We start from the raw sequence: 20,003 nt of genomic DNA on the forward strand, positions 1-20,003 counted from the left end.
GCCGCGCCGGGGACGATGACGGCCGTGCCGTTCACCGGGAGCCACCCCGCCGCGGTGCTGCCGTTCCTGCGGGCCGGGTTGCCGGCCTCGGCGCTGGTGGCCGGGAGCCTGGCGCCCGACGTCCCGCTGTACCTGCCGTCGACCCTCGGCCTCCGGACGCACACCGCGCTCGCCGTCGTCACCACCGACGTGGTGCTCGGCGCGCTGCTCTGGGCGGTCTGGCACGGGCTGCTCGCCCGCCCGGCCCGGGCCTGGGCGCCCGCCGGGCTCGCGTCGCGGCTGCCCGGGTCGGCGGCGCCCGGGCTGCGGCGGCGGCTGCGCGCGCCGGTGCGGGTGCTCGCCGCGCTCGCCGTGGGCGCCGCCACGCACGTGCTGTGGGACGAGTTCACCCACCCCGGCCGCCTGGGCACCGAGCTCGTGCCCGCCCTCGGGCGCACCTGGGCCGGCGCGCCGGGTACCGCCTGGGCGCAGGACGGGAGCGGGCTGGCCGGGGCGCTGCTGCTCGCGGCCTGGACGGGCCGGTGGTGGCGGCGGACACCGCCGCGGGCGGCCCCGGGGACCACGCGGTGGTGGTGGGCGCCCTGGGCGGTCCTGGCGCTCGTCGCGGCCGCCGCGGGGGCGGCGCGGGCGGCCGGGGCGCCGGACCCGCGGTCGGCCGCGGTCGCCGCCGCCTTCGCCGGGGGCGGTGCCGCGTCGGTCGCCGCGGTGCTGCTCGCGCTGGCCTGGTCACTGTGGGCGCGCCGCGGCTGAGCCCATGGGGCAGGCTGGTGTGACACCAGCGAGACCGAGGAGGACGGCGCGATCGACAGGCGAGGACCGGCGGCCGACGGCGGGCTGTCCCGCGTGGAGGCCGAGCTGGCGCGGACGGCGGCCCGGCACGAGCGGGTGCTCGCGACCGTGGCGGACGGCATCTACGGCCTGGACCGGGCCGGCCGCGTGGAGTTCGTCAACCCGTCCGCGGAGCGGATCACCGGCCGGACGGCCGCCGAGCAGCTCGGCCACGACCAGCACGCCCTGGTGCACGCCACCCGGCCCGACGGACGGCCCTACCCGCGCCACGAGTGCCCGGTCTGGCAGGCGCTCACGACGGGGCGGACGGTGTCGGCCGACGACGAGGTCTTCTGGCGCGCCGACGGCACCGCGGTGCCGGTGGAACTGGTCGCCGTGCCGATGGTCGAGGACGGCGGGGTCAGCGGCGTCGTCGTCTCCTTCCGCGACCTCACCGACCGGCTGGCCGCCCGGCGGCAGGCCGAGGAGCTGCGCCGGCTGACCGCCCAGAACGCCGCCGACCGCATGCTGTCCGACCGGCTGCAGCGGGCGCTGCTCACCCCGCCGCCGGAGCCCGACCACCTGCACGTCGCCGTCCGGTACCGGCCGGCCGCCGTCGGCGCCCGGGTGGGCGGGGACTGGTACGACGCCTTCCTGCAGCCCGACGGCGCGACCGTGCTGGTGATCGGCGACGTCGTCGGCCACGACAGCTCCGCCGCGGCGGCGATGGGCCAGGTCCGGGGCCTGCTGCGGGCGCTGGCCTACGACGGCGACCGCTCCCCCGCGGCCACGCTGGCCCGCCTCGAGCACGTCGCGCGGGGCCTCGACGTCAGCACGCTCGCGACGGTCGTGCTGGCCCGCGTGGAGCGGCACCCCGACGTCCCCGTCGCCGGCACCCGGGTGCTGCGGTGGAGCAACGCCGGCCACCTGCCGCCGGTGCTGCTCGCCCCCGACGGCACGACGACGCTGCTGGAGACCCGCGCCGACCTCATGCTCGGTGTCGACCCCGACGCCCGCCGCGCCGAGCACACCGCCGAGCTGGCCGACGGGCACACGCTGCTGCTGGTCACCGACGGGCTGGTCGAGCGCCGCGACGCCGACCTCGACAGCGGGCTGGTCGCGCTCCGCGAGGCGCTGCGCGACCTCGGGACGACGCCGCTCGAGGAGCTGTGCGACACGCTGCTGGCGCGGATGGTGCCGGCGGCCGGCGCCGACGACGTCGCGCTGGTGGCCGTCCGCGCCTATCCGGAGGACCGGCCGCGCCCGCCGGAGGCCGGGCCGAACCGGCTGCCGCCCGAGCACCCCGCGACGTGACGGAGCCCCTCCCGGCCGCGGCCGGGAGGGGCTCCGTGGGGGCGAGGAGATCCCTCGTCAGTCGAGGACGACGGTCGTCTCGGTCAGCCCGACCTCGGCCTCGACGACGCGCTCACCGCGGCCGACGGGGGCCAGCGAGCGCAGCTTCCAGGTGCCGGGGGCGGCGAAGAACCGGAACTCGCCCTCGGGGCTGGTCACCACCTCGGCGGTGAACTCGTCGGTCGCGTCGAGCAGCCGGACGTAGGCACCGGCCACCGGGGCGCCGTCGTGCCACACCTGGCCCTGGATCACCGTCTGGGTGTCCAGGTCGATGCCGGCGAGGGCACCGCCCTGCTTCGGGGCTCCGCACATGTCAGCTCACTTCTCGATCGGCACGCCGACGAGCGAGCCGTACTCGACCCAGCTGCCGTCGTAGTTCTTGACGTCGGACTTGCCGAGCAGCTCGCGCAGCACGAACCAGGTGTGGCTCGAGCGCTCGCCGATGCGGCAGTAGGCGATGGTCGGCCGGCTGTCGTCGAAGCCCTGCTCGGCGTACAGCTCGGCGAGCTGCTCGTCGCTCTTGAACGTGCCGTCCTCGTTGGCCGCCTTGCTCCACGGGATGTTGATCGCGGTGGGCACGTGACCGGCCCGCTGCGACTGCTCCTGCGGCAGGTGGGCGGGGGCGAGGATCTTGCCGGAGAACTCGTCGGGCGAGCGCACGTCGACGAGGTTCTTCGAGCCGATGGAGGCCACGACCTCGTCGCGGAAGGCGCGGATCGACAGGTCGGGCTCGGAGGCCTGGTACTGCGTGGCCGGGCGCTCGACGGCGTCCTTGGACAGCGGGCGGCCGTCCAGCTCCCACTTCTTGCGGCCGCCGTCCATGAGCTTGACGTCGCGGTGGCCGTAGATCTTGAAGTACCAGTAGGCGTAGGCGGCGAACCAGTTGTTGTTGCCGCCGTAGAGGACGACGGTGTCGTCGTTGCCGATCCCGCGCGAGGACAGCAGGCTCTCGAACGAGGTCTTGTCCAGGTGGTCGCGGCGCAGCGGGTCCTGGAGGTCCTTCTTCCAGTCCAGCTTGACGGCGCCCTCGATGTGGCCGCCGTCGTAGGCGCTGGTGTCCTCGTCGACCTCGACGAGGACGATGCCGGGCTGGCCCAGGTGCTCCTGGACCCAGTCGACGCTGACGAGCACGTCGTTGCGGCTCATGGGGGGTGTTCCTCCCTGTGGTGGGTGTGCGGTCGGGTCAGGCGGTGCGCGCCGGGACGACCCGGCGCACGGTCAGGTACAGCTCGCAGCCGAGGCAGAAGCCCGTGGCCGCGTTGAGCAGGGCCGCCACCAGCGCGAGGCCGGTGGCGACGGCGCCGAGGACCGGCGCGCCGAGCAGGTAGCCGGCCGCGCCGACGGCGGCGAACACGAACCCGACGAGCTGGGCGAAGCGCACCGGCGCCTCGGGCTCCCGCTCGCGCACCGGGCCCAGCCGCGGGGCGAGCAGGGTGCGGTACAGCACGGCGTAGGGCGCGTACCGCAGGCCGGCGGCCGCGCCGACGGCGAACACGGCGGCCTGCGCCGCGGCCAGCCAGCCGCTCGCGGTGAGCAGGACGACGGCCAGCACGGCGCTGGTGACCCACGCGGCGGCGCGGGGCCCGCGCACGTCGACCGTGCGCGTGGAGCTCTGGGACATGGGATGGGCTCTCCGGACGGCGGTCAGGGCACGTCTGGGCGGAGCGGTACCGCCCTCAGGAGGCGCGACACAGGCAGCTGCCGACGCGGCACAGGTCCACTGTGCGGCGCGAGGTCAGCAGGGTGCCCATGCGGCGAGGGTAGCCGATCAGGCCCGGGGGCCCGTGTGGGCGTCGACCAGGGCGGTGAGCTCCTCCGGGCGCGGGGCGCCGCTGCTGCGGCCGAGCACCGCGCCCCCGCGGTCCAGGTAGAACAGCGTCGGGGTGCGCCGGACGTCGAGCTCGCGGACGGCGTCGAGGTGGCTCTCGGCGTCGACGTGGACGTAGGCCAGGCCCGGCCGGGTGGCCTGCAGGTGCTGCAGGCGGGCGCGGGTGGTGCGGCACGGCCCGCAGAACGCCGTCGAGAACTGCACGACCGTCAGGTCCGCCTCGCCGGGCCGCACGCCCAGGTCGCCGAGCACCGCCGCCGGTCCGCGCACGCCGTCCTCCTCCTGCCGGGCGGGTGCCCGCACCGCGCCGTCGCGGGCGCGCAGCCACCACGCCGCGGCCCCGGTCAGCACCAGCGCGGCGGCCAGCACGGCCAGTCCCGTCCCGCTCATCCCCGGCGGCAACCCGGCCGGGCCGGCCGGCATTCCGTCACCCGGTGGTGAACACCGCGTCGGTGGCCTCGGCGGTGACGACCACGCCGTCGTCGGCCGGGCGGACGCCGGTCAGCTGCAGGCCGAAGGGCAGCACGACCGGGTAGCGCAGGTCGAGCAGGTCCACCGCCCGGTCGACGACGAAGTCCGGCACGTCCACGCCGGCGGCCGACGCGTCGGCGACGTCGACGACGAGGTCCTGGCCGTCGAGCGACACCGTCCCGGTGGCCGTGAGCGGCAGCGTGTAGCCGAGCACCTCGACCGTGCGGGTGACCCGCAGCCCGTCGCCGGCCCGCTCGAGCACGGTGTCCGCGCCGAGCTGCGCCGACAGAAGCGCGTAGGACAGCGTCGCGGTGCCGTCCACCCGGTCGACCGGCACCTGCTGCACCGACCCCGACAGCACGTCCGACAGCGGCACGTGCACGCCCTGCAGGACGACGTCGGCGCGCGTGCCGGCGGGCTGGCCGAGGTCCTCGGCGGTCAGGGAGATGCGGACGTCGTCGTAGGTCCCCGACACCGCCTGGGTGAGGAACGGCCAGCCGGTGACGTCGACCTCCGGGGTGCCCGCGAGGCTGCCGCCGTCGCGCAGGGCCGCCGCCACCCGGTCCTCGGCGACGCCCTCCGCGAGGGGGTCGGCCACCAGCCCGACGACGAGGAGCAGCGCGGCGAGCAGCGCGAGCAGCCCGAGGAGGGTGCGCACGGGGTCAGACGACGGCGAGCGCCAGCAGGGCCGGCGCGCAGACGGCCAGCGGCAGCAGCGCCTCGACGCCGGCGGCGGCGGCCGGCACCCGGCGGCCCGCGGCGGCGGTGTCGGCCAGCGCGAACGACGAGGTCATGCCCGCGAGCGCGGCGACCAGGCCGACCACCAGCCCGGTGGTGAGGCCGGCGAGCACGTCGACGGTCTCGGCCGTGCCGGTCTCGGCCAGGGCCACGGCCACCGCCGCGGCGAGGGCGGCGAGCACGCCGAGCCCGCCGCGCGGGACGCCGTCGGCGACCGCGGGGCGGGGCAGGAGGGCGTCGGCCAGGTGGCCCGCGGCCAGGGCCGCCCCGGCGACCAGCAGCGGCGAGGCGGCCGGGGACGCCGCGTCGCCGACCACCTCGGGGAGCAGGAGCAGCGCCAGCGCGCAGACCGCGGCGACGAGCAGCGCCACGGTGCCGAGCGAGCCCACGACGTCGGCCCGCGGCGGGCGGCGCAGCATCTGGTGGACGACCGCGACGACGAGCGCGGGCCCGGCGACGACGAGCAGCACGCCCGGCCCGGGCCCCCCGGTCGGGTCGGCGGACGCGGCCAGCAGGTCGGCGGCGACGGCGGCCGCGAGGGCCAGCGCCGCGGCACCGCGGGCGCCCGCCGGGGCCACCGCGAGCACCCAGGCGGCCACGAGCGCGGCCTGCAGCACGAGCACCACGCCCAGCCGCGCGGCCTCCCCGCCCGCCTCGGGCGCCCAGGCGAGCGCGGCGGCGGCGAGCGCGACGGCGGCCGCCGCGGCGACGTGCCGCCCGCGCGTGGCGGCCGGGGTCTGCAGCGCGGTCGTCACGTCGCCTCCTGCCCGCGGACGGCGGGTGCGTCCGCCGGCGCCCGCTGGACCCCGATCGTCGCAGATCCCCGCCGGACGGCCCGCCGGCGAGCCGCGTGCGCCCGCGTGTCGGCGAGGTCACAGGGAGGTGGCCGGCCGTCGGCTATCCTGCGGTCTCGGTTCGACAGCGCCGTCGACGCCCTCCCCGAGGAGACGACATGCGACTCGTGCTCATGACCGCGGCGCGTCAGGCCACGACCGAGGTGCTGCCCGCCCTGGGCCTGCTCGGTCACCAGGTGCGCGTGGTGGCACCCGAGCTGTCGAGCCTGCTCGACGGCGACTCCGGCGACGTGGTGCTCGTCGACGCCCGCCACGACCTGATCCAGGCGCGCACGCTGTGCAGCCTGCTGTCCTCCACCGGGGTGGCCTCCGCGCTGGTCGCCGTGCTGTCGGAGGGCGGCCTGGTCGCGCTGTCGGCCGACTGGGGCGTCGACGACGTCCTGCTCGACACCGCCGGCCCCGCCGAGGTCGACGCCCGGCTCAAGTGGGCCACCGCGCGCCGGATGGCCGCCGCCACCCCCGCCGACGGCGCCGACGGCGGCGTCACCCAGGCCGGCGAGCTGGTCATCGACGAGCACAGCTACTCCGCCAAGCTCCGCGGCCGCCCGCTCGACCTCACCTACAAGGAGTTCGAGCTCCTCAAGTACCTGGCCCAGCACCCGGGCCGCGTGTTCTCCCGCGCTCAGCTGCTGCAGGAGATCTGGGGCTACGACTACTTCGGCGGCACCCGCACCGTCGACGTCCACGTCCGGCGGCTGCGCGCGAAGCTCGGCACCGAGCACGAGGCGCTGATCGGCACGGTGCGCAACGTCGGCTACAAGCTCGACCAGCAGGTCGCCGACGCCACCGCCGCCGCCGCGCGCGCCGAGGCCGAGGCCGACCCCTCGCGCAGCACGGCGCCGCTGCTCTGAGCACGCCCGCCGTCCGGGACTCCGCGCGCCTCGCGCCCGCGGAGACCGCCGCCGTCCTCGCCCTGCTCAAGGACGCGGCCGCCGCCGACGGCGTGCGCCCGCTGTCGGAGGAGGGCGAGCTGCGGCTGCAGCACGGCGGCCCGCCCGGCGGGCGCGACGTGCTCGCCACCGACGCCGACGGCGTGCCGCTGGGCTACGCCCGCCTGGAGCTCGGGGAGCCCGGGTCGGCCGAGGACGCCGAGGCCGAGCTCGTCGTCGCCCCCGCCGCCCGGGGCCGCGGCACCGGCCGCGCGCTGCTGGCCCGGCTCGAGGAGCTCGCCGGCGGGCGCCCGCTGCGGGTCTGGGCGCACGGCGACCTGCCGGCCGCGGCCGCCCTGGCCGGTGCCCGCGGCTACACCCGCGCGCGGGTGCTGCTGCAGATGCGCCGCCCGCTCACCGACGCCGACCTCGACGCCCCGACCCCGCTGCCCGAGGGCGTGCACGTCGAGGCGTTCCGGCCCGGCCGCGACGAGGAGGCGTGGCTGCGGGTGAACGCCCGCGCGTTCGCCACCCACCCCGAGCAGGGCTCGTGGACCGCGACGGACCTCGCGCTGCGCGAGGCCGAGCCGTGGTTCGACCCCGCCGGCTTCCTGCTCGCCTGGCGCGGCGACCCGGCCGGCGGCGGCACGCTGCTCGGCTCGCACTGGACGAAGGTCCACCCGCCCGGCGAGGCCGGCCCCGACCCGGCCGGCGAGGTGTACGTCCTCGGCATCGACCCCGGCGCCCAGGGGCTCGGGCTCGGCCGCGCGCTGACCGCGCTGGGGCTCGCGCACCTGCGCCGGACCGGCCTCGGGCAGGTGCTGCTCTACGTCGAGGAGGACAACGTGCCCGCGGTCGCGCTGTACGAGCGCACCGGGTTCACGCGGTTCGCCGTCGACGTCTCCTGGCGCCTCTCCCGCTGACGCGCGGAGCGCCCGACCGGGCGCAAACGCCCCTTTCTGCCGCACGCGGAGTGGCCGTCGCCACCTGACGCGCACGCGTTCACCTGCTGGACGTGACGCCGTTCTCACCCGGTCGGGAAAGGTCCCGCGGGCGTTCACCACCCGTTCACCGAGCGACCCGGGACCGGCCACCTGTGCTGCCTACCGTCCTCGCCGTTGGTCCCGCTCTGCCCGGCAACGAGGTCCGGGTCCCCCTCTCCGAAAGGCACAGAGTTGAAGCTCAGCACCAGGTCGCGCGCCGCCGTCCTCTCGACGGCACTGGCCAGCACCCTCGCGCTCGCCGCGTGTGGCGCCGCGAACGAGTCCGAGGCCTCCTCGGGCGGCAGCGACAGCGGCAGCGGCTCGAGCGCCGCCGAGCTCAGCGGTGACCTCGTGGGCGCCGGCGCCAGCAGCCAGCAGGCCGCCATGGAGGCGTGGCAGGCCGGCTTCGAGGGCGAGTACCCCGACGTCCAGTTCAGCTACGACCCGGCCGGCTCGGGCGCGGGCCGCGAGCAGTTCATCGACGGCCGCGCCGACTTCGCCGGCTCCGACGCCGCGCTCGACGAGGAGGAGCTGACCGCCGCCCAGGAGCGCTGCGGCGGCGGCGAGGTCTTCGAGCTGCCGAACTACATCTCGCCGATCGCGGTCATCTTCAACCTCGAGGGCGTCGACCAGCTCAACCTCTCGCCCGACGTGATCGCCCGGATCTTCACCGGCCAGATCACCACCTGGAACGACCCGGCGATCGCCGAGGCGAACCCGGACGCCGAGCTCCCCGACACCGCGATCACCCCCGTGCACCGCGCCGACGACTCGGGCACCACGGACAACTTCACCGACTACCTGTTCCAGGCCGCCGGTGACGTGTGGACCGCCGAGCCCGACGGCGTGTGGCCGCTGCCCGGTGGCGAGGCCGCGAACGGCACCTCCGGCGTCGTGGGCGTCGTCGAGAGCACGGCCGGCGCCGTGACCTACGCCGACGCCAGCCGCGCCGGTGAGCTCGGTGTCGCCAACGTCGGCGTCGGCTCGGAGTTCGTGGCCCCGTCGGCCGAGGCCGCCGCCGCCGTCGTCGAGAACTCCCCGGCCGTCGAGGGCCGCGGCGAGTACGACTTCGCCATCGAGGTCAACCGGCAGACCGAGGGCTCGGGCGAGTACCCGATCGTGCTGGTCAGCTACCACGTCGGTTGCGTCGAGTACGACGACCAGTCCACCGCCGACAACGTCAAGGCCTTCATGACCTACGTGGTCAGCGAGGACGGCCAGCAGGCCGCGGCCGACAACGCCGGCAACGCGCCGATCTCCGACACGCTCCGCGAGCAGGCCCAGGGCGCCGTCGACGCCATCACCGCCGCGGGCTGATCCGTCACACTCCCGGTGGCCCGGGGCGTCGACCGACGCCCCGGGCCACCACCCCGCCCGGCGACGGGCGTCCCGCACCACCCCCGCACCACCCCGACCACCCGGAGCAGCGGTGACCGCCACGAAGGCCCCCACCCCACCCCCCGTGCAGCAGCGCGTCGTGCGCCGGGCGGGTGACCGCATCTTCGCCGGCAGCGCCAAGGGCTCCGGCATCTTCATCCTGCTCGTGCTGGCCGGCGTCGCCGCCTTCCTGATCAGCGAGGCGATCCCGGCCCTCACCGCGCCCGCGGAGGACATCCCCGGCGGCGAGGGCCTCGGCTCCTACATCGCGCCGCTGGTCCTCGGGACGCTGCTCGGCGCCGTCCTCGCCCTCCTCGTCGCCACCCCGCTGGCGGTGGGCATCGCGCTGTTCGTCACCTACTACGCGCCCCGCCGCATCGCCGCCGGCCTCGGCTACGTGATCGACCTGCTGGCGGCGATCCCCAGCGTCGTCTACGGCTTCTGGGGCCTCGCGGTGCTCGCCCCGGCGCTCGTGCCCTTCCACGTGTGGGCCGCCGACAACCTGAGCTGGCTGCCGATCTTCGCCGGCCCCGCCTCCACCAGCGGCCGCACGATGCTGACCGTCGGCCTGGTGCTCGCGGTCATGATCCTGCCGATCATCTCGGCCATCGCCCGCGAGGTGTTCGGCCAGGCGCCGGCGCTGCACCGCGAGGCCGCCCTGGCCCTCGGCGCCACGCGCTGGGAGATGATCAAGATGGCCGTCCTGCCCTACGGCAAGTCCGGCGTGATCGCCGGCGCCATGCTGGGCCTGGGCCGCGCGCTCGGCGAGACGATGGCGGTCGCCATCGTGCTCTCCGGCGGCGCCGGCGCCACGCTGAACCTGATCAGCAGCTCGAACCCCTCGACGATCGCGTCGAACATCGCCCTGCGGTTCCCCGAGGCCACCGGCCTGGGCATCAACACCCTCGTCGCCAGCGGCCTGGTGCTGTTCGTCATCACCCTGGCGGTCAACATGCTCGCCCGCTGGATCGTCAACCGGCGCGCCGACTTCTCCGGAGCCAACTGATGAGCACCTCGACGCAGTCCCCCGTCCGGGTCGCCGAGGAGCCCTCCGGCCCGATCCGGCCGCAGCGCAAGCTCCCCCGCTACGCGGGCCTCGGCCTCTACGTCGCCGGCCTCGCCGCCGGCGCCCTGCTGGCGGCCCTCACCGGCTCCGGCATCGCCCTCGCCGTCGTCTACGGCGTCGTCCTCGGCACCCTGGCGGTGTACGTCGGCTCGCGCGCCGTCGAGGGCACCCGGAAGGCCACCGACCGGCTGGTCACGGCGCTGGTCACCACGGCCTTCGGGATCGCGATGATCCCGCTGGTGTCGCTGGTGTACACGGTCCTCGACAAGGGCTTGGCCCGCTTCGACGCCCAGTTCTTCTCCAACTCGATGTTCCGGGTCGTAGGCGAGGGCGGCGGTGCGTACCACGCCATCCTCGGCACCGTGATCATCACCGCGGTCACCGCGGTGATCTCGGTGCCGATCGGCCTGCTCACCGCCATCTACCTGGTGGAGTACGGCACCGGCCGGCTCAAGAAGGCGATCACCTTCTTCGTCGACGTCATGACCGGCATCCCGTCGATCGTCGCCGGCCTGTTCGCCTTCGCGCTGTTCACGCTGCTGTTCGGCAACGACGTCCGGCTCGGCCTCATGGGCGCCGCGGCGCTGTCGGTGCTGATGATCCCGGTGGTCGTGCGCTCCTGCGAGGAGGTCCTCAAGCTCGTCCCCAACGAGCTGCGCGAGGCCAGCTACGCCCTGGGCGTGCCGAAGTGGCGGACGATCGTCAAGGTCGTCCTGCCGACCGCCGTCGCCGGTCTCGGCACCGGCATCACCCTCGCCGTCGCCCGCGTCATCGGTGAGACCGCGCCGCTGCTCATCACCGTGGGCCTCATCACGGGGACGAACCTCAACCCGTTCGACGGACGGATGGCGACGCTGCCGGTGTTCGCCTACTACCAGCTGACGCAGCCGGGGACCGACACCCAGGCGTTCCTGGACCGGGCCTGGACGGCGGCGCTCGTCCTCATCATCCTGGTCATGGTCCTCAACGTCGTGGCCCGCCTGATCAGCCGTTTCTTCGCCCCCAAGACCGGTCGCTGACCGGCCCCGACCCGGAGGATCTCCCCGTGGCCAAGCGCATCGAGGTCTCCGACCTCAACATCTACTACGGCAACTTCCTGGCCGTGGAGGGCGTCAACGTCTCGATCGAGCCCCGCAGCATCACGGCGCTGATCGGCCCCTCGGGCTGTGGCAAGTCGACGTTCCTGCGGTCGCTCAACCGCATGCACGAGGTCATCCCGGGCGCGCGCGTCGAGGGCAAGGTCGTCATGGACGGCGTCGACCTCTACGGCGCCGACACCGACCCGGTCGACGTCCGCCGGCAGATCGGCATGGTCTTCCAGCGGCCCAACCCGTTCCCGACGATGTCGATCTACGACAACGTCATCGCCGGCAACCGGCTCAACAACAAGAAGATGAAGAAGGCCGAGACCGACGAGCTGGTGGAGCGCGCCCTGCGCGGCGCGAACCTCTGGAACGAGGTCAAGGACCGGCTCGACCGCCCGGGCTCGGGCCTCTCGGGCGGCCAGCAGCAGCGGCTGTGCATCGCCCGCGCGATCGCCGTCGAGCCCGACGTGCTGCTCATGGACGAGCCCTGCTCGGCGCTGGACCCGATCTCCACCCTGGCGATCGAGGACCTCATGGCCGAGCTCAAGGACCGCTTCACCATCGTGATCGTCACGCACAACATGCAGCAGGCGGCACGGGTGAGCACGTCGACCGGCTTCTTCAACCTCAACGGGGTCGGCCAGCCCGGCCGGCTCATCGAGTTCAACCCCACCGAGAAGATCTTCAGCAACCCCGACCAGAAGGCCACCGAGGACTACATCTCGGGCCGCTTCGGGTGAGCTGAGCGCTCCTCGGACCGACGGGGCCCCCGCGAGCAGCAGCTCGCGGGGGCCCCGTCGTCTGCGCGGGGGCCGCGTCGTCCGCCGGAGGGCTACCCCGCTGGGAGAGCGGGCGGGTCAGCCGCAGCTGACCGGGCCGGTCGTGGTCGCCGGGTCCGGGGCCGGGGCGGTGGTGTCCGCGGGAGCCGGGGTGTCCGCCGGGGTCTCGGCGACGACGGGCACGGGCGCGGCCACCTGCACCGGCACGACGCCGGTGTAGCCGGGGCCGAGGACCAGCTGCACCGTGTCGCCGATCGCGTCGCTGGGCTGCAGCACGGCGCCGGGCACCGCGGCGGCCACCGTGCGCGCCTGCTCGGCCACGCCGGGGCCGTGCCGGACCACGGTCTCGTTGACGACGCCGGTCTCGTTGCCGACCTGGCCGACGGTGAAGCCCTGGGCGCGCAGCAGGTCGGCGACCGTGGAGGCCAGCCCGCTGGTGGCGGTGCCGTTGAGGACGTCGACGGTCACGCCGGACGGGGCCACGGTGAGCGCCTGCGGAGCCGGGGCGGCCGCGGAGGGCTCCGGCGCCGGGGCGGCCGCGGCGGCGGGGTCGGGCGCCGCCGCGGTGGCCGCGGCGACCGCGGGGGCGGCGAGCTCGGCGGGCACGCGAGTGTCCTCGATGACGCCGTCGAACAGGGAGCGGACGCCGGTGCCGTCGAGCAGCACGTACGCCTGGTCGGTGCCGGCCGGCACGTAGCCGACCTGGGACACGGGCAGGGCGGCGCGCTGGACGGCGCCGCCCTCGAGGTCGCCGAGCGCCGAGGCCAGCGTGCGCAGGTCGCCGAGCGTCGTCTGCTCGTCGAGGGTCAGCGCGCCGGCGGCGCGGGTGAGGAAGGTGGTGAGCTCGGGGGTGTCGAGCAGGGTGCCGGCGCTCACCGCGGTGCGCAGGGTCGCCGAGAGCAGCAGCTGGGTCCGCTGGGCCGCGGCGGCACCGGTGACGTCGGACCCGGCCTCCCCCGGCGTGAGGTAGCTGCTCGCGCGCTCGCCGTCGAGCTCCGTGGTGCCGGCCGGGAGGGGCGCGGCGGAGGAGGCGTCGGCGTCGGCGGTGGGCAGGCAGACGCTCACCCCGCCGACGGCGTCGACGAGGGCGGGCAGGCGGCCGAGGTCGAGGCCGAGGTAGTGGTCGACCCGCAGGCCCGACAGCTGCTGGACGGCGCGCACCGTGCACGCGGGCCCGCCGTCGAGCAGCGAGGTGGCGAAGGCCTCCGAGACCGGCTCGCGGAACTCGCCGTCGTCGGTGCGGCAGCCCGGGGTGTCGACCAGCGCGGTCGGCGGGACGCTGACCAGCGCCGCCCGCTCCCCGTCGGACGACACGTGCACCAGCATGGTCGTGACCGACGCGGCGCCCTCGGTGCCGGGCAGGCCGGTGCCGACGACGAGGTAGGTGGTCGCGCCCTCCTGCAACTGCGCCGCGATGACCTCCGGGCCCTCGGGGGCCAGCGCGGAGACGCGGGTGATGCTCTGGTCGACGTAGGAGTACAGGCCCAGGTGGTACGCGGCGACGACGCCGACCAGCGCCCCGGCGCCGATCAGCGCCCGGCGGATCCGGCGGCGGGCGGGGCTGCGCGGCGGCCGGGGCGGCGACGGGCGCCGCGTGCTGCCGGCGCCGGACATCGCCGGCGCGTCGATGCCCGGGATGGGCGGCAGCGGCGCCGGCCGGCGGGTGGCGCCGGTGGGCGGCCCGAGCGGCGGGAACAGCGGGGTGGAGGGGCGGGCGCCCGGCGTCCCCGGCAGCGGCGGCACGGGCGCGGAACGGTGCACGGCGCCGGGCAGCGGCGGCACCGGCTGCGAGCGGTGGACGGCGCCCGGCAGCGGCGGCACGGGCGCGGACGGCTGGGCGCCCGGCAGCGGCGGGACCGGGCCGGAGCGGTGCACCGGCCCGGGCCCCTGCCCCGGGAGCGGCGGCACGGGCTGCGAGCGCTGCACGCCGCCGGGCACCGGGGGCAGGCCACGGCGTGGCGTCTCGTCGGCGGGCTGGGCAGGCGGCTGCGAGGCGGGCGGTGAGGCGGGCGGTGCGGCCGCCGGCGGCACGGGCGGGCGGGGCCCGCGGTGCGACGGCAGCGACTCCCCCGGCTCGAGCGGGATGGGGACCTCACCGGTCCGGCGCGCGGCGCGGCGGCCGGTGGCGTTGCCGGACCGGGCGATCAACTGCTCCACGGTGATCGGGCCCGGCGCGTCGGACCCGCGGCCGTCGGCCCGGTCGTCCCGCCCCCGCTCGTCGCCCACCGGTGTCGACATCCCATCGTCGTCGTTCCGTGTCCGTCGTCCGCGGTTGCTCCCCGCACACGCGGCAGCACTCGACGATACGGCCCGCGGGCCGTATCGCGGGCCGACGCGCGGGACCGGCGGGCTCCGGGATGCGTCCGGGGCTACCCGTGCGGGGGGCGGACCACTCGCCGACCGGGCGTCGCGCCGCCCCCGGACGTAGCGTCGGCGCGTGCGGCTCCCCTCGATCCCCGGCCCGTCCGACGTCTTCTCCGCCGTCGAGAGCCTGCGCGACGGCGTCGCCGAGGCCCTCGCTCTCGTGCCGCGGGTGGCGGCGGCGGTGGACCGGCTCGACGACCTGCTCGACCGGGTGGACCGGGTGGTCGGCCGGGCGGAGGGCCTGGTGGAGCACGCCGGCGGGACGATCGCCGCCGCCGACCGTGCGATCGAGGCGGTGGGCAGCACCCGCGAGCGCGCGGACGCCGCCATCGCCGACGTCGCCCGGACGCGGCAGCGGGCGGACGAGGCGATCGCGAGCGTCGAGGAGACGCAGCAGCGGGCGGACGCCGCCATCGGCAACGTCGAGGCGACCCAGCAGCGCGCCGATGCCGCCATCGGGAACGTCGAGCAGACGCAGCAGCGCGCCGATGCCGCGATCGGGGACGTCCGAGCGACGCAGCAGCGGGCAGAAGCCGCCATCTCCGCGGTCGAACAGACGCAGCAGAAGGCCGACGCCGCCATCTCGGCCGTCGAGCAGACGCAGCAGAAGGCGGACGCCGCCATCTCCGCGGTCGAGCAGACGCAGCAGAAGGCGGACGCCGCCATCTCCGCGGTCGAACAGACGCAGCAGAAGGCGGACGCCGCGATCGGGGACGTGGGGGCGACCCAGCAGAAGGCCGACGCGGCGATCTCCGCCGTCGAGCAGACCCAGCAGAAGGCCGACGACGCGATCGGTGCGGTCGGCCGGACGATCGACGGCGCGCAGGGCGCCGTGGAGCGCACCGAGGGGCTGGTCGGCCGGATCGACCCGCTGCTCGCCGGCTACGAGGAGCCGCTGACCCGGCTGACGCCGTCGGTCCGCCGGCTGGCCGAGACGCTGGACCCGCACGAGGTCGAGGCGCTGGTGCAGCTCGTCGACCGGCTGCCCTCGCTGGTCACGCACCTCGACGAGGGCGTGATCCCGGTGCTCGAGGGGCTCGGCGACGTCGGCACCGACGTGCACGACCTGCTCGACACCATGCAGGACATCCGCGAGGTGGTGAAGGGCTTCCCCGGCTCGAAGCTGTTCCGCCGCCGGGGTCGCGAGGAGATCGCCGACGAGGCCGACAACGGCTCCCCGGACGGCCAGGAGGCCCAGGAGCGCACCGGCTCCTGAGCCTCCTCGGCCGGCCCCGAGGGGCCGCGGGACCGGTCAGGTCTCGGTCGGGTACCCCAGCGCCCGGGCGACGTCGCCGATGCGTTCGTAGGTCTCGCCCTCGGGCAGCCGCTCCAGCTCGGCGACGACGGCGTCCGGGGCGCGGTGGTCCTGCGCGGCCTCGACCAGGGCGGGGCCGTCGGCCGGGAAGTCGGCCCGCACGAGCCAGCGCGCGAGCTCGGCCCGCGCGACCACGGCGTCCTCGGTCATGCCGACCGGGACGCCGCCGATCAGCGTGCTGTTCGGGCTGCCGGCGGGGTCCGGCTCGCCCTCGGCCACGGGCTCCACCTCGCGGAACTCCTCGGACCGGGTGGCGCGCCCGGACTTGAGCATCCCCTGGATCTCGTGCTCGATCTCCTCGTCGAGACGCGGGTTGTGCTTGTCGCTGCGCGACGACACCCCGGCGAATCGGTCGTCCATCTCGCTCACGGCATCTCCTACTTCTCGTCGAGCGCGGACGGCTTGTGCACCGCCGTCTTCCCGCTCTTGTCGCTCTTGACCTCGTACTGCGGCTCGTCGGAGCTGGCCTTGACCTTCCGGCCGCCGGCCTCGGTGTCCTTCGTGATCTTCTTGGTGACCTCGCCCTCGGCCTTGCTGCCGTGGCTGTTCCAGGTGACGTGGTCACCCTTCGTGAACTCGTCGGCCATGACCCCGTCCTCGGTCGTCCGTGTGGTCCTCCCCCGGTGCCCGGCCCGTCCGGGGGGCACACATGCCGCCCGGGCCGGCCGGCGAGCGACCCAGATCACCCCGGCGGCGGGGAGGTCCACCCGATCGGGCAGTGCCACGGACGCGGCGGTCACGTAGCGTTCACGTCGACGGGGGTCACCGACACGAACCCGCTGCTCCGAGTCGAGGGGCAGTGACGGAACGTGAGGTCCTCCGTCCTCGATCGCCGGCCCGGTCGACCTCATTCCCCCGGGGTCGGCCGGGTCGGCCCGCATCGGCCCCCGGTCCCTACGCTCGCTGCGTGTCCGAGCCCGGCGATCCCCGCAGCGTCGACGTCCTCACCGTCACCTCCGTCGCGGACGTGACGCCGTCGGTGCGGCGGGTGGTCCTGTCCGGCACGGCGGACGCCGTCGCCGCGGCCGGCCCGACGGTCAACCTGCTCGTGCCCCGGGTCGGCGACCCGGACCCGCGCTGGCCGTCGGTCGCCCGCGACGGGCGCGTGGTCTGGCCGGTGGGCGCGCACGGGGTGAGCCTGCGCAGCTACACGGCCCGCCGGCAGGACGTGCGGCGCGGCGAGGTGGAGATCGACTTCGTGCTGCACGGCGACGGCCCGGCGGCGTCGTGGGCGGCCGCCGCGGCCCCGGGCGCCCTGCTCGGGGTGGCCGGCAGCGGGGCCCTGGGCGACCGGCCCGCGGGCACGCTCCTGCTGGCCGGCGACGAGACGGCGCTGCCGGCGATCAGCCGGATCCTCGCCGCGGCCGCGCCGGACACCACCGGCACCGCGCTGCTGGAGGTGGCGGGCCCCGAGGAGGAGCAGTCCCTGGCCGCCCCGGCCGGCGTCGAGGTGTGCTGGCTGCACCGCGGCGGCACCCCGCCCGGGGAGGGCACGCTGCTCGCCGACGCCGTCGCCGCCCTCGACCGCCCGGCCGGGGACGACCTGTTCGCCTGGGTGGCCGCCGAGTCCGCCGCCGTCCGGGTGGTGCGGGCCGACCTGCGCGGCCGCTGGGGCCTGTCCCGCGCCCAGCACCACGCGATCGGCTACTGGCGGCGCGGCCGGGCGATGTCCCCCGCCGGCTGAGCGGCGGCGTCCGGACCGCGGGACGTCCTGACCACCGACGTCCAGGCAGCTCACAGGTACCGTCCAGTGCACCCGCAGCCGCGCCCCGCACCGTGGGTGCCATGACGACGGTAGCCAGGCGTCCGACGGGAGATGTCGTGACGGGGACCCGCAGCGCTCGCGCCACCGGACCGGAGGCCCGCCTCCTGGTGGTCGACGACGAGCCGAACATCCGCGAGCTGCTCTCGGCGAGCCTGCGCTACGCCGGCTTCGAGGTGGCGACGGCGGCCGACGGGCAGCAGGCGCTCGCGCTGGCCGCGTCCTTCCGGCCCGACCTGCTGGTGCTCGACGTGATGATGCCGGGGCTCGACGGCTTCGGCGTCGTCCGGCGGCTGCGGGAGAGCGGCCGGCACACGCCGGTGCTGTTCCTCACCGCGCGCGACGCCGCGGAGGACAAGGTCTCCGGGCTGACCCTCGGCGGCGACGACTACGTCACCAAGCCCTTCAGCCTCGACGAGGTGCTCGCCCGCATCCGGGCCGTCCTGCGCCGCAGCACCGGCCAGCAGCGCGCCGCCGAGAGCCCCCGGCTGTCGTTCGCCGACATCGAGCTCGACGAGGAGTCGCACGAGGTCGTGAAGGCCGGCGAGGTCGTCAGCCTCTCGCCGACGGAGTTCAAGCTGCTGCGCTACCTGATGGCCAACGCCGGGCGCGTGCTGTCGAAGGCGCAGATCCTCGACCACGTGTGGAACTACGACTTCAACGGCGAGGCGAACGTCGTCGAGTCCTACATCTCCTACCTGCGGCGCAAGGTCGACACCACCGAGCCCCGCCTGCTGCACACCATCCGCGGCGTCGGCTACACGCTGCGCCTGCCGCGCGGTTCGTGAGCACCTCCGCCGGGGCCCCGCCCGCGGCCCGCGGCGGCTCCCCCCTGCCGCGGGTCCCGTTGCGGATCACGCTGGTGGCGCTGCTGCTCGTGCTGGTCACCGTCGCGCTGGTCGCCACCGGCGTGGCGGCGACGTCGCTGCTCAAGCGCTACCTCGTCGACCAGCTCGACCAGCAGCTGGAGAGCACGCTGCGCCAGTCGGTGGAGCAGGAGAACTACGTCACCGCCTGCCTGTTCGGCGGGCGGCAGCGCTACGTCACCCCCGGCGACTACCAGGCCTGCCTCGTCCCCGGCGACGAGCGGCCGGTGGTGCTCTCCGGTCCGCTGTCCGACGACGACCTGCCCGCCCTCGACGACGACACGGTCGAGGAGCTGACCTCGGAGGCCGGGCGCGGCCGCCCCGGCCCCGGCGGCCACGGCGCCCACACCGTCGCCTCCGCGGACCGGGACACCTACTGGCGGGTGACCGCCGTGGAGTTGCCCGGCGGCCTGGTGCTCGTCGCCGGCGGCGACCTGGACCGCGACGACCGGGTGATCGCCCGGCTCGTGGTGATCGAGGTGGTCGTCGGGCTGGTCGTGCTCGCCGCACTCGGGGTGGCCGGGTACGCCCTGGTGCGCAGCAGCCTGCGGCCGCTGGCGGCCGTCGAGCGCACCGCGCAGGCGATCGCGGCCGGCGACCTGTCCCAGCGGGTGCCCGAGGGCGACGGCCGCACCGAGGTCGGCCGGCTGTCCCAGGCGCTCAACGGCATGCTCGCCCGCATCGAGAGCGCCTTCCGCGCCCAGCAGCGCTCCGAGGAGCAGGCGCGGGCGTCGGAGGAGCGGATGCGCCGGTTCGTCGCCGACGCGAGCCACGAGCTGCGCACCCCGCTGACGTCGATCCGCGGCTTCGCCGAGCTCTACCGGCAGGGCGCCGTCGGCAGCGCCGAGGAGACCGGGCGGCTGATGGCGCGCATCGAGAGCGAGGGCTCGCGGATGGGCGTGCTGGTCGAGGACCTGCTGCAGCTCGCCCGCCTCGACCAGCAGCGCCCGCTGTCGCTCACCCCGGTCGACCTGGCCGAGGTCGCGGGCGACGCCGTCCACGACGCGCGGGTGCTCCAGCCCGACCGGCCGGTCTCGCTGCACCTCGAGGACTCCCTCACCGAGGTGCCCGTGGTGCTCGGCGACGAGGCGCGGCTGCGCCAGGTGGTGGGCAACCTGGTCACCAACGCGGTGGTGCACACCCCGCCGACGGCGCGGGTCACCGTCTCCCTCGGCGAGGACACCAGCGACGGCGGCGACCGGGTGGTGCTGCGGGTGGCCGACGAGGGCCCGGGCATGGCCCCGGAGGACGCCGCGCGGGTGTTCGAGCGCTTCTACCGGGCCGACGCCTCCCGCAGCCGGGTGGCCGGCGGCACGGGGCTGGGCCTGGCGATCGTCTCCTCGCTGGTGGCCGCGCACGGCGGCGACGTCTCGCTGGACACCGCCCCCGGGCGGGGCGCGGTGTTCACCGTCCGCCTGCCGCGCTCCGGGCCCGACGCCGGCGGGGTCCCCGGACAGGCGCCGGCGGGCGCGGACGTACCGTCCGCGGGTGACTCGTGACGCCGAGGGCAGCCCCTCCGACCCCG

The 20,003-nt window shown here is 76.0% G+C and carries 21 protein-coding genes; 12 read left to right on the plus strand and 9 right to left on the minus strand.

Features of this window, described 5'->3' with window-relative positions:
* The first annotated feature begins 24 nt into the window (after positions 1 to 24).
* On the plus strand, positions 25 to 750 hold the full coding sequence (locus ACI78R_RS01005) for a DUF4184 family protein (RefSeq protein WP_457039347.1): 726 nt from the start codon (positions 25 to 27) through the stop codon (positions 748 to 750).
* Positions 751 to 843: 93 nt separating this feature from the next.
* A complete protein-coding gene (locus ACI78R_RS01010; protein ID WP_457039348.1) occupies positions 844 to 2,082 on the plus strand; it encodes a PP2C family protein-serine/threonine phosphatase in 1,239 nt (412 codons plus the stop codon).
* 57 nt (positions 2,083 to 2,139) lie between these two features.
* Here ACI78R_RS01010 and ACI78R_RS01015 read toward each other — a convergent pair whose 3' ends face one another.
* The 6 genes from ACI78R_RS01015 to ACI78R_RS01040 all read right to left on the minus strand — a co-directional run bounded on the left by ACI78R_RS01015 (position 2,140) and on the right by ACI78R_RS01040 (position 5,913).
* Positions 2,140 to 2,433 (minus strand): DUF1416 domain-containing protein, encoded by a 294-nt coding sequence (locus tag ACI78R_RS01015; protein WP_073421221.1) that lies wholly within the window; start codon positions 2,431 to 2,433, stop codon positions 2,140 to 2,142.
* Positions 2,434 to 2,439: 6 nt separating this feature from the next.
* On the minus strand, positions 2,440 to 3,267 hold the full coding sequence (locus ACI78R_RS01020) for a sulfurtransferase (RefSeq protein ID WP_073421220.1): 828 nt from the start codon (positions 3,265 to 3,267) through the stop codon (positions 2,440 to 2,442).
* A gap of 37 nt (positions 3,268 to 3,304) precedes the next feature.
* Positions 3,305 to 3,742 carry a DUF4395 domain-containing protein gene (locus ACI78R_RS01025; protein WP_073421219.1) on the minus strand — a complete coding sequence of 146 codons (438 nt, stop codon included), beginning with the start codon at positions 3,740 to 3,742 and terminating at the stop codon, positions 3,305 to 3,307.
* 147 nt (positions 3,743 to 3,889) lie between these two features.
* Complete coding sequence (locus ACI78R_RS01030; protein ID WP_457039349.1) at positions 3,890 to 4,339, minus strand: thioredoxin family protein; 450 nt, start codon at positions 4,337 to 4,339, stop codon at positions 3,890 to 3,892.
* 37 nt (positions 4,340 to 4,376) lie between these two features.
* Positions 4,377 to 5,078, minus strand: a complete 702-nt coding sequence (locus tag ACI78R_RS01035) for an LmeA family phospholipid-binding protein (RefSeq protein WP_457039350.1) — start codon at positions 5,076 to 5,078, stop codon at positions 4,377 to 4,379.
* A gap of 4 nt (positions 5,079 to 5,082) precedes the next feature.
* Positions 5,083 to 5,913 (minus strand): hypothetical protein, encoded by an 831-nt coding sequence (locus ACI78R_RS01040; RefSeq protein ID WP_457039351.1) that lies wholly within the window; start codon positions 5,911 to 5,913, stop codon positions 5,083 to 5,085.
* A gap of 197 nt (positions 5,914 to 6,110) precedes the next feature.
* On the opposite strand from ACI78R_RS01040, the gene ACI78R_RS01045 reads away from it, so the two are divergent.
* From ACI78R_RS01045 to pstB, 6 genes are all read left to right on the plus strand, one after another.
* Positions 6,111 to 6,863 (plus strand): winged helix-turn-helix transcriptional regulator, encoded by a 753-nt coding sequence (locus tag ACI78R_RS01045; protein ID WP_073421216.1) that lies wholly within the window; start codon positions 6,111 to 6,113, stop codon positions 6,861 to 6,863.
* A complete protein-coding gene (mshD, locus tag ACI78R_RS01050; RefSeq protein WP_457039491.1) occupies positions 6,860 to 7,804 on the plus strand; it encodes a mycothiol synthase in 945 nt (314 codons plus the stop codon). Before ACI78R_RS01045 ends, mshD begins: the two co-directional genes overlap by 4 nt.
* A 252-nt stretch (positions 7,805 to 8,056) precedes the next feature.
* Entirely contained in the window at positions 8,057 to 9,181 is a 1,125-nt protein-coding gene (pstS, locus tag ACI78R_RS01055; RefSeq protein WP_073421215.1) for a phosphate ABC transporter substrate-binding protein PstS, read from the plus strand.
* A gap of 112 nt (positions 9,182 to 9,293) precedes the next feature.
* Positions 9,294 to 10,247 (plus strand): phosphate ABC transporter permease subunit PstC, encoded by a 954-nt coding sequence (gene pstC / locus ACI78R_RS01060; RefSeq protein WP_083628740.1) that lies wholly within the window; start codon positions 9,294 to 9,296, stop codon positions 10,245 to 10,247.
* Positions 10,247 to 11,326, plus strand: coding sequence for a phosphate ABC transporter permease PstA (pstA, locus tag ACI78R_RS01065; RefSeq protein ID WP_073421214.1), 1,080 nt, complete (start codon positions 10,247 to 10,249; stop codon positions 11,324 to 11,326). Before pstC ends, pstA begins: the two co-directional genes overlap by 1 nt.
* A 26-nt stretch (positions 11,327 to 11,352) precedes the next feature.
* Positions 11,353 to 12,132, plus strand: coding sequence for a phosphate ABC transporter ATP-binding protein PstB (gene pstB, locus ACI78R_RS01070; protein ID WP_073421213.1), 780 nt, complete (start codon positions 11,353 to 11,355; stop codon positions 12,130 to 12,132).
* 117 nt (positions 12,133 to 12,249) lie between these two features.
* On the opposite strand, the gene ACI78R_RS01075 is transcribed toward pstB, so the two are convergent.
* Positions 12,250 to 14,409 carry an LCP family glycopolymer transferase gene (locus ACI78R_RS01075; RefSeq protein ID WP_457039352.1) on the minus strand — a complete coding sequence of 720 codons (2,160 nt, stop codon included), beginning with the start codon at positions 14,407 to 14,409 and terminating at the stop codon, positions 12,250 to 12,252.
* 199 nt (positions 14,410 to 14,608) lie between these two features.
* On the opposite strand from ACI78R_RS01075, the gene ACI78R_RS01080 reads away from it, so the two are divergent.
* Positions 14,609 to 15,751, plus strand: a complete 1,143-nt coding sequence (locus tag ACI78R_RS01080; RefSeq protein ID WP_457039353.1) for a hypothetical protein — start codon at positions 14,609 to 14,611, stop codon at positions 15,749 to 15,751.
* Between the two features lie 36 nt (positions 15,752 to 15,787).
* Here the strand turns inward: ACI78R_RS01080 and ACI78R_RS01085 are convergent, their stop codons facing one another.
* Both ACI78R_RS01085 and ACI78R_RS01090 read right to left on the minus strand, forming a co-directional pair.
* The gene (locus ACI78R_RS01085) at positions 15,788 to 16,210 is read right to left on the minus strand and encodes a DUF2795 domain-containing protein (protein WP_073421910.1); all 423 of its coding nucleotides are present in this window, start codon (positions 16,208 to 16,210) and stop codon (positions 15,788 to 15,790) included.
* 17 nt (positions 16,211 to 16,227) lie between these two features.
* Entirely contained in the window at positions 16,228 to 16,437 is a 210-nt protein-coding gene (locus ACI78R_RS01090) for a hypervirulence associated TUDOR domain-containing protein (protein WP_336028440.1), read from the minus strand.
* 320 nt (positions 16,438 to 16,757) lie between these two features.
* Between ACI78R_RS01090 and ACI78R_RS01095 the strand changes: the two genes are divergently transcribed.
* From ACI78R_RS01095 to ACI78R_RS01105, 3 genes are all read left to right on the plus strand, one after another.
* Positions 16,758 to 17,534 carry a siderophore-interacting protein gene (locus ACI78R_RS01095; RefSeq protein ID WP_457039354.1) on the plus strand — a complete coding sequence of 259 codons (777 nt, stop codon included), beginning with the start codon at positions 16,758 to 16,760 and terminating at the stop codon, positions 17,532 to 17,534.
* Positions 17,535 to 17,671: 137 nt separating this feature from the next.
* Entirely contained in the window at positions 17,672 to 18,400 is a 729-nt protein-coding gene (locus ACI78R_RS01100) for a response regulator transcription factor (protein ID WP_175562903.1), read from the plus strand.
* Positions 18,397 to 19,977, plus strand: coding sequence for a sensor histidine kinase (locus ACI78R_RS01105; protein WP_457039355.1), 1,581 nt, complete (start codon positions 18,397 to 18,399; stop codon positions 19,975 to 19,977). The genes ACI78R_RS01100 and ACI78R_RS01105 overlap by 4 nt, the downstream gene beginning before the upstream one ends.
* Positions 19,978 to 20,003 lie beyond the last annotated feature (26 nt).

The organism is Geodermatophilus sp. SYSU D01106, assembly GCF_054049995.1.

Coding starts and splice junctions, on each gene's coding strand:
- ACI78R_RS01030 (WP_457039349.1), bottom strand. CDS start 4,339: ATGAGCGGGACGGGACTGGCCGTGCTGGCCGCCGCGCTGGTGCTGACC.
- pstA (WP_073421214.1), top strand. CDS start 10,247: ATGAGCACCTCGACGCAGTCCCCCGTCCGGGTCGCCGAGGAGCCCTCC.
- ACI78R_RS01015 (WP_073421221.1), bottom strand. CDS start 2,433: ATGTGCGGAGCCCCGAAGCAGGGCGGTGCCCTCGCCGGCATCGACCTG.
- ACI78R_RS01085 (WP_073421910.1), bottom strand. CDS start 16,210: ATGGACGACCGATTCGCCGGGGTGTCGTCGCGCAGCGACAAGCACAAC.
- ACI78R_RS01045 (WP_073421216.1), top strand. CDS start 6,111: ATGCGACTCGTGCTCATGACCGCGGCGCGTCAGGCCACGACCGAGGTG.
- ACI78R_RS01020 (WP_073421220.1), bottom strand. CDS start 3,267: ATGAGCCGCAACGACGTGCTCGTCAGCGTCGACTGGGTCCAGGAGCAC.
- ACI78R_RS01090 (WP_336028440.1), bottom strand. CDS start 16,437: ATGGCCGACGAGTTCACGAAGGGTGACCACGTCACCTGGAACAGCCAC.
- ACI78R_RS01075 (WP_457039352.1), bottom strand. CDS start 14,409: ATGTCGACACCGGTGGGCGACGAGCGGGGGCGGGACGACCGGGCCGAC.
- ACI78R_RS01025 (WP_073421219.1), bottom strand. CDS start 3,742: ATGTCCCAGAGCTCCACGCGCACGGTCGACGTGCGCGGGCCCCGCGCC.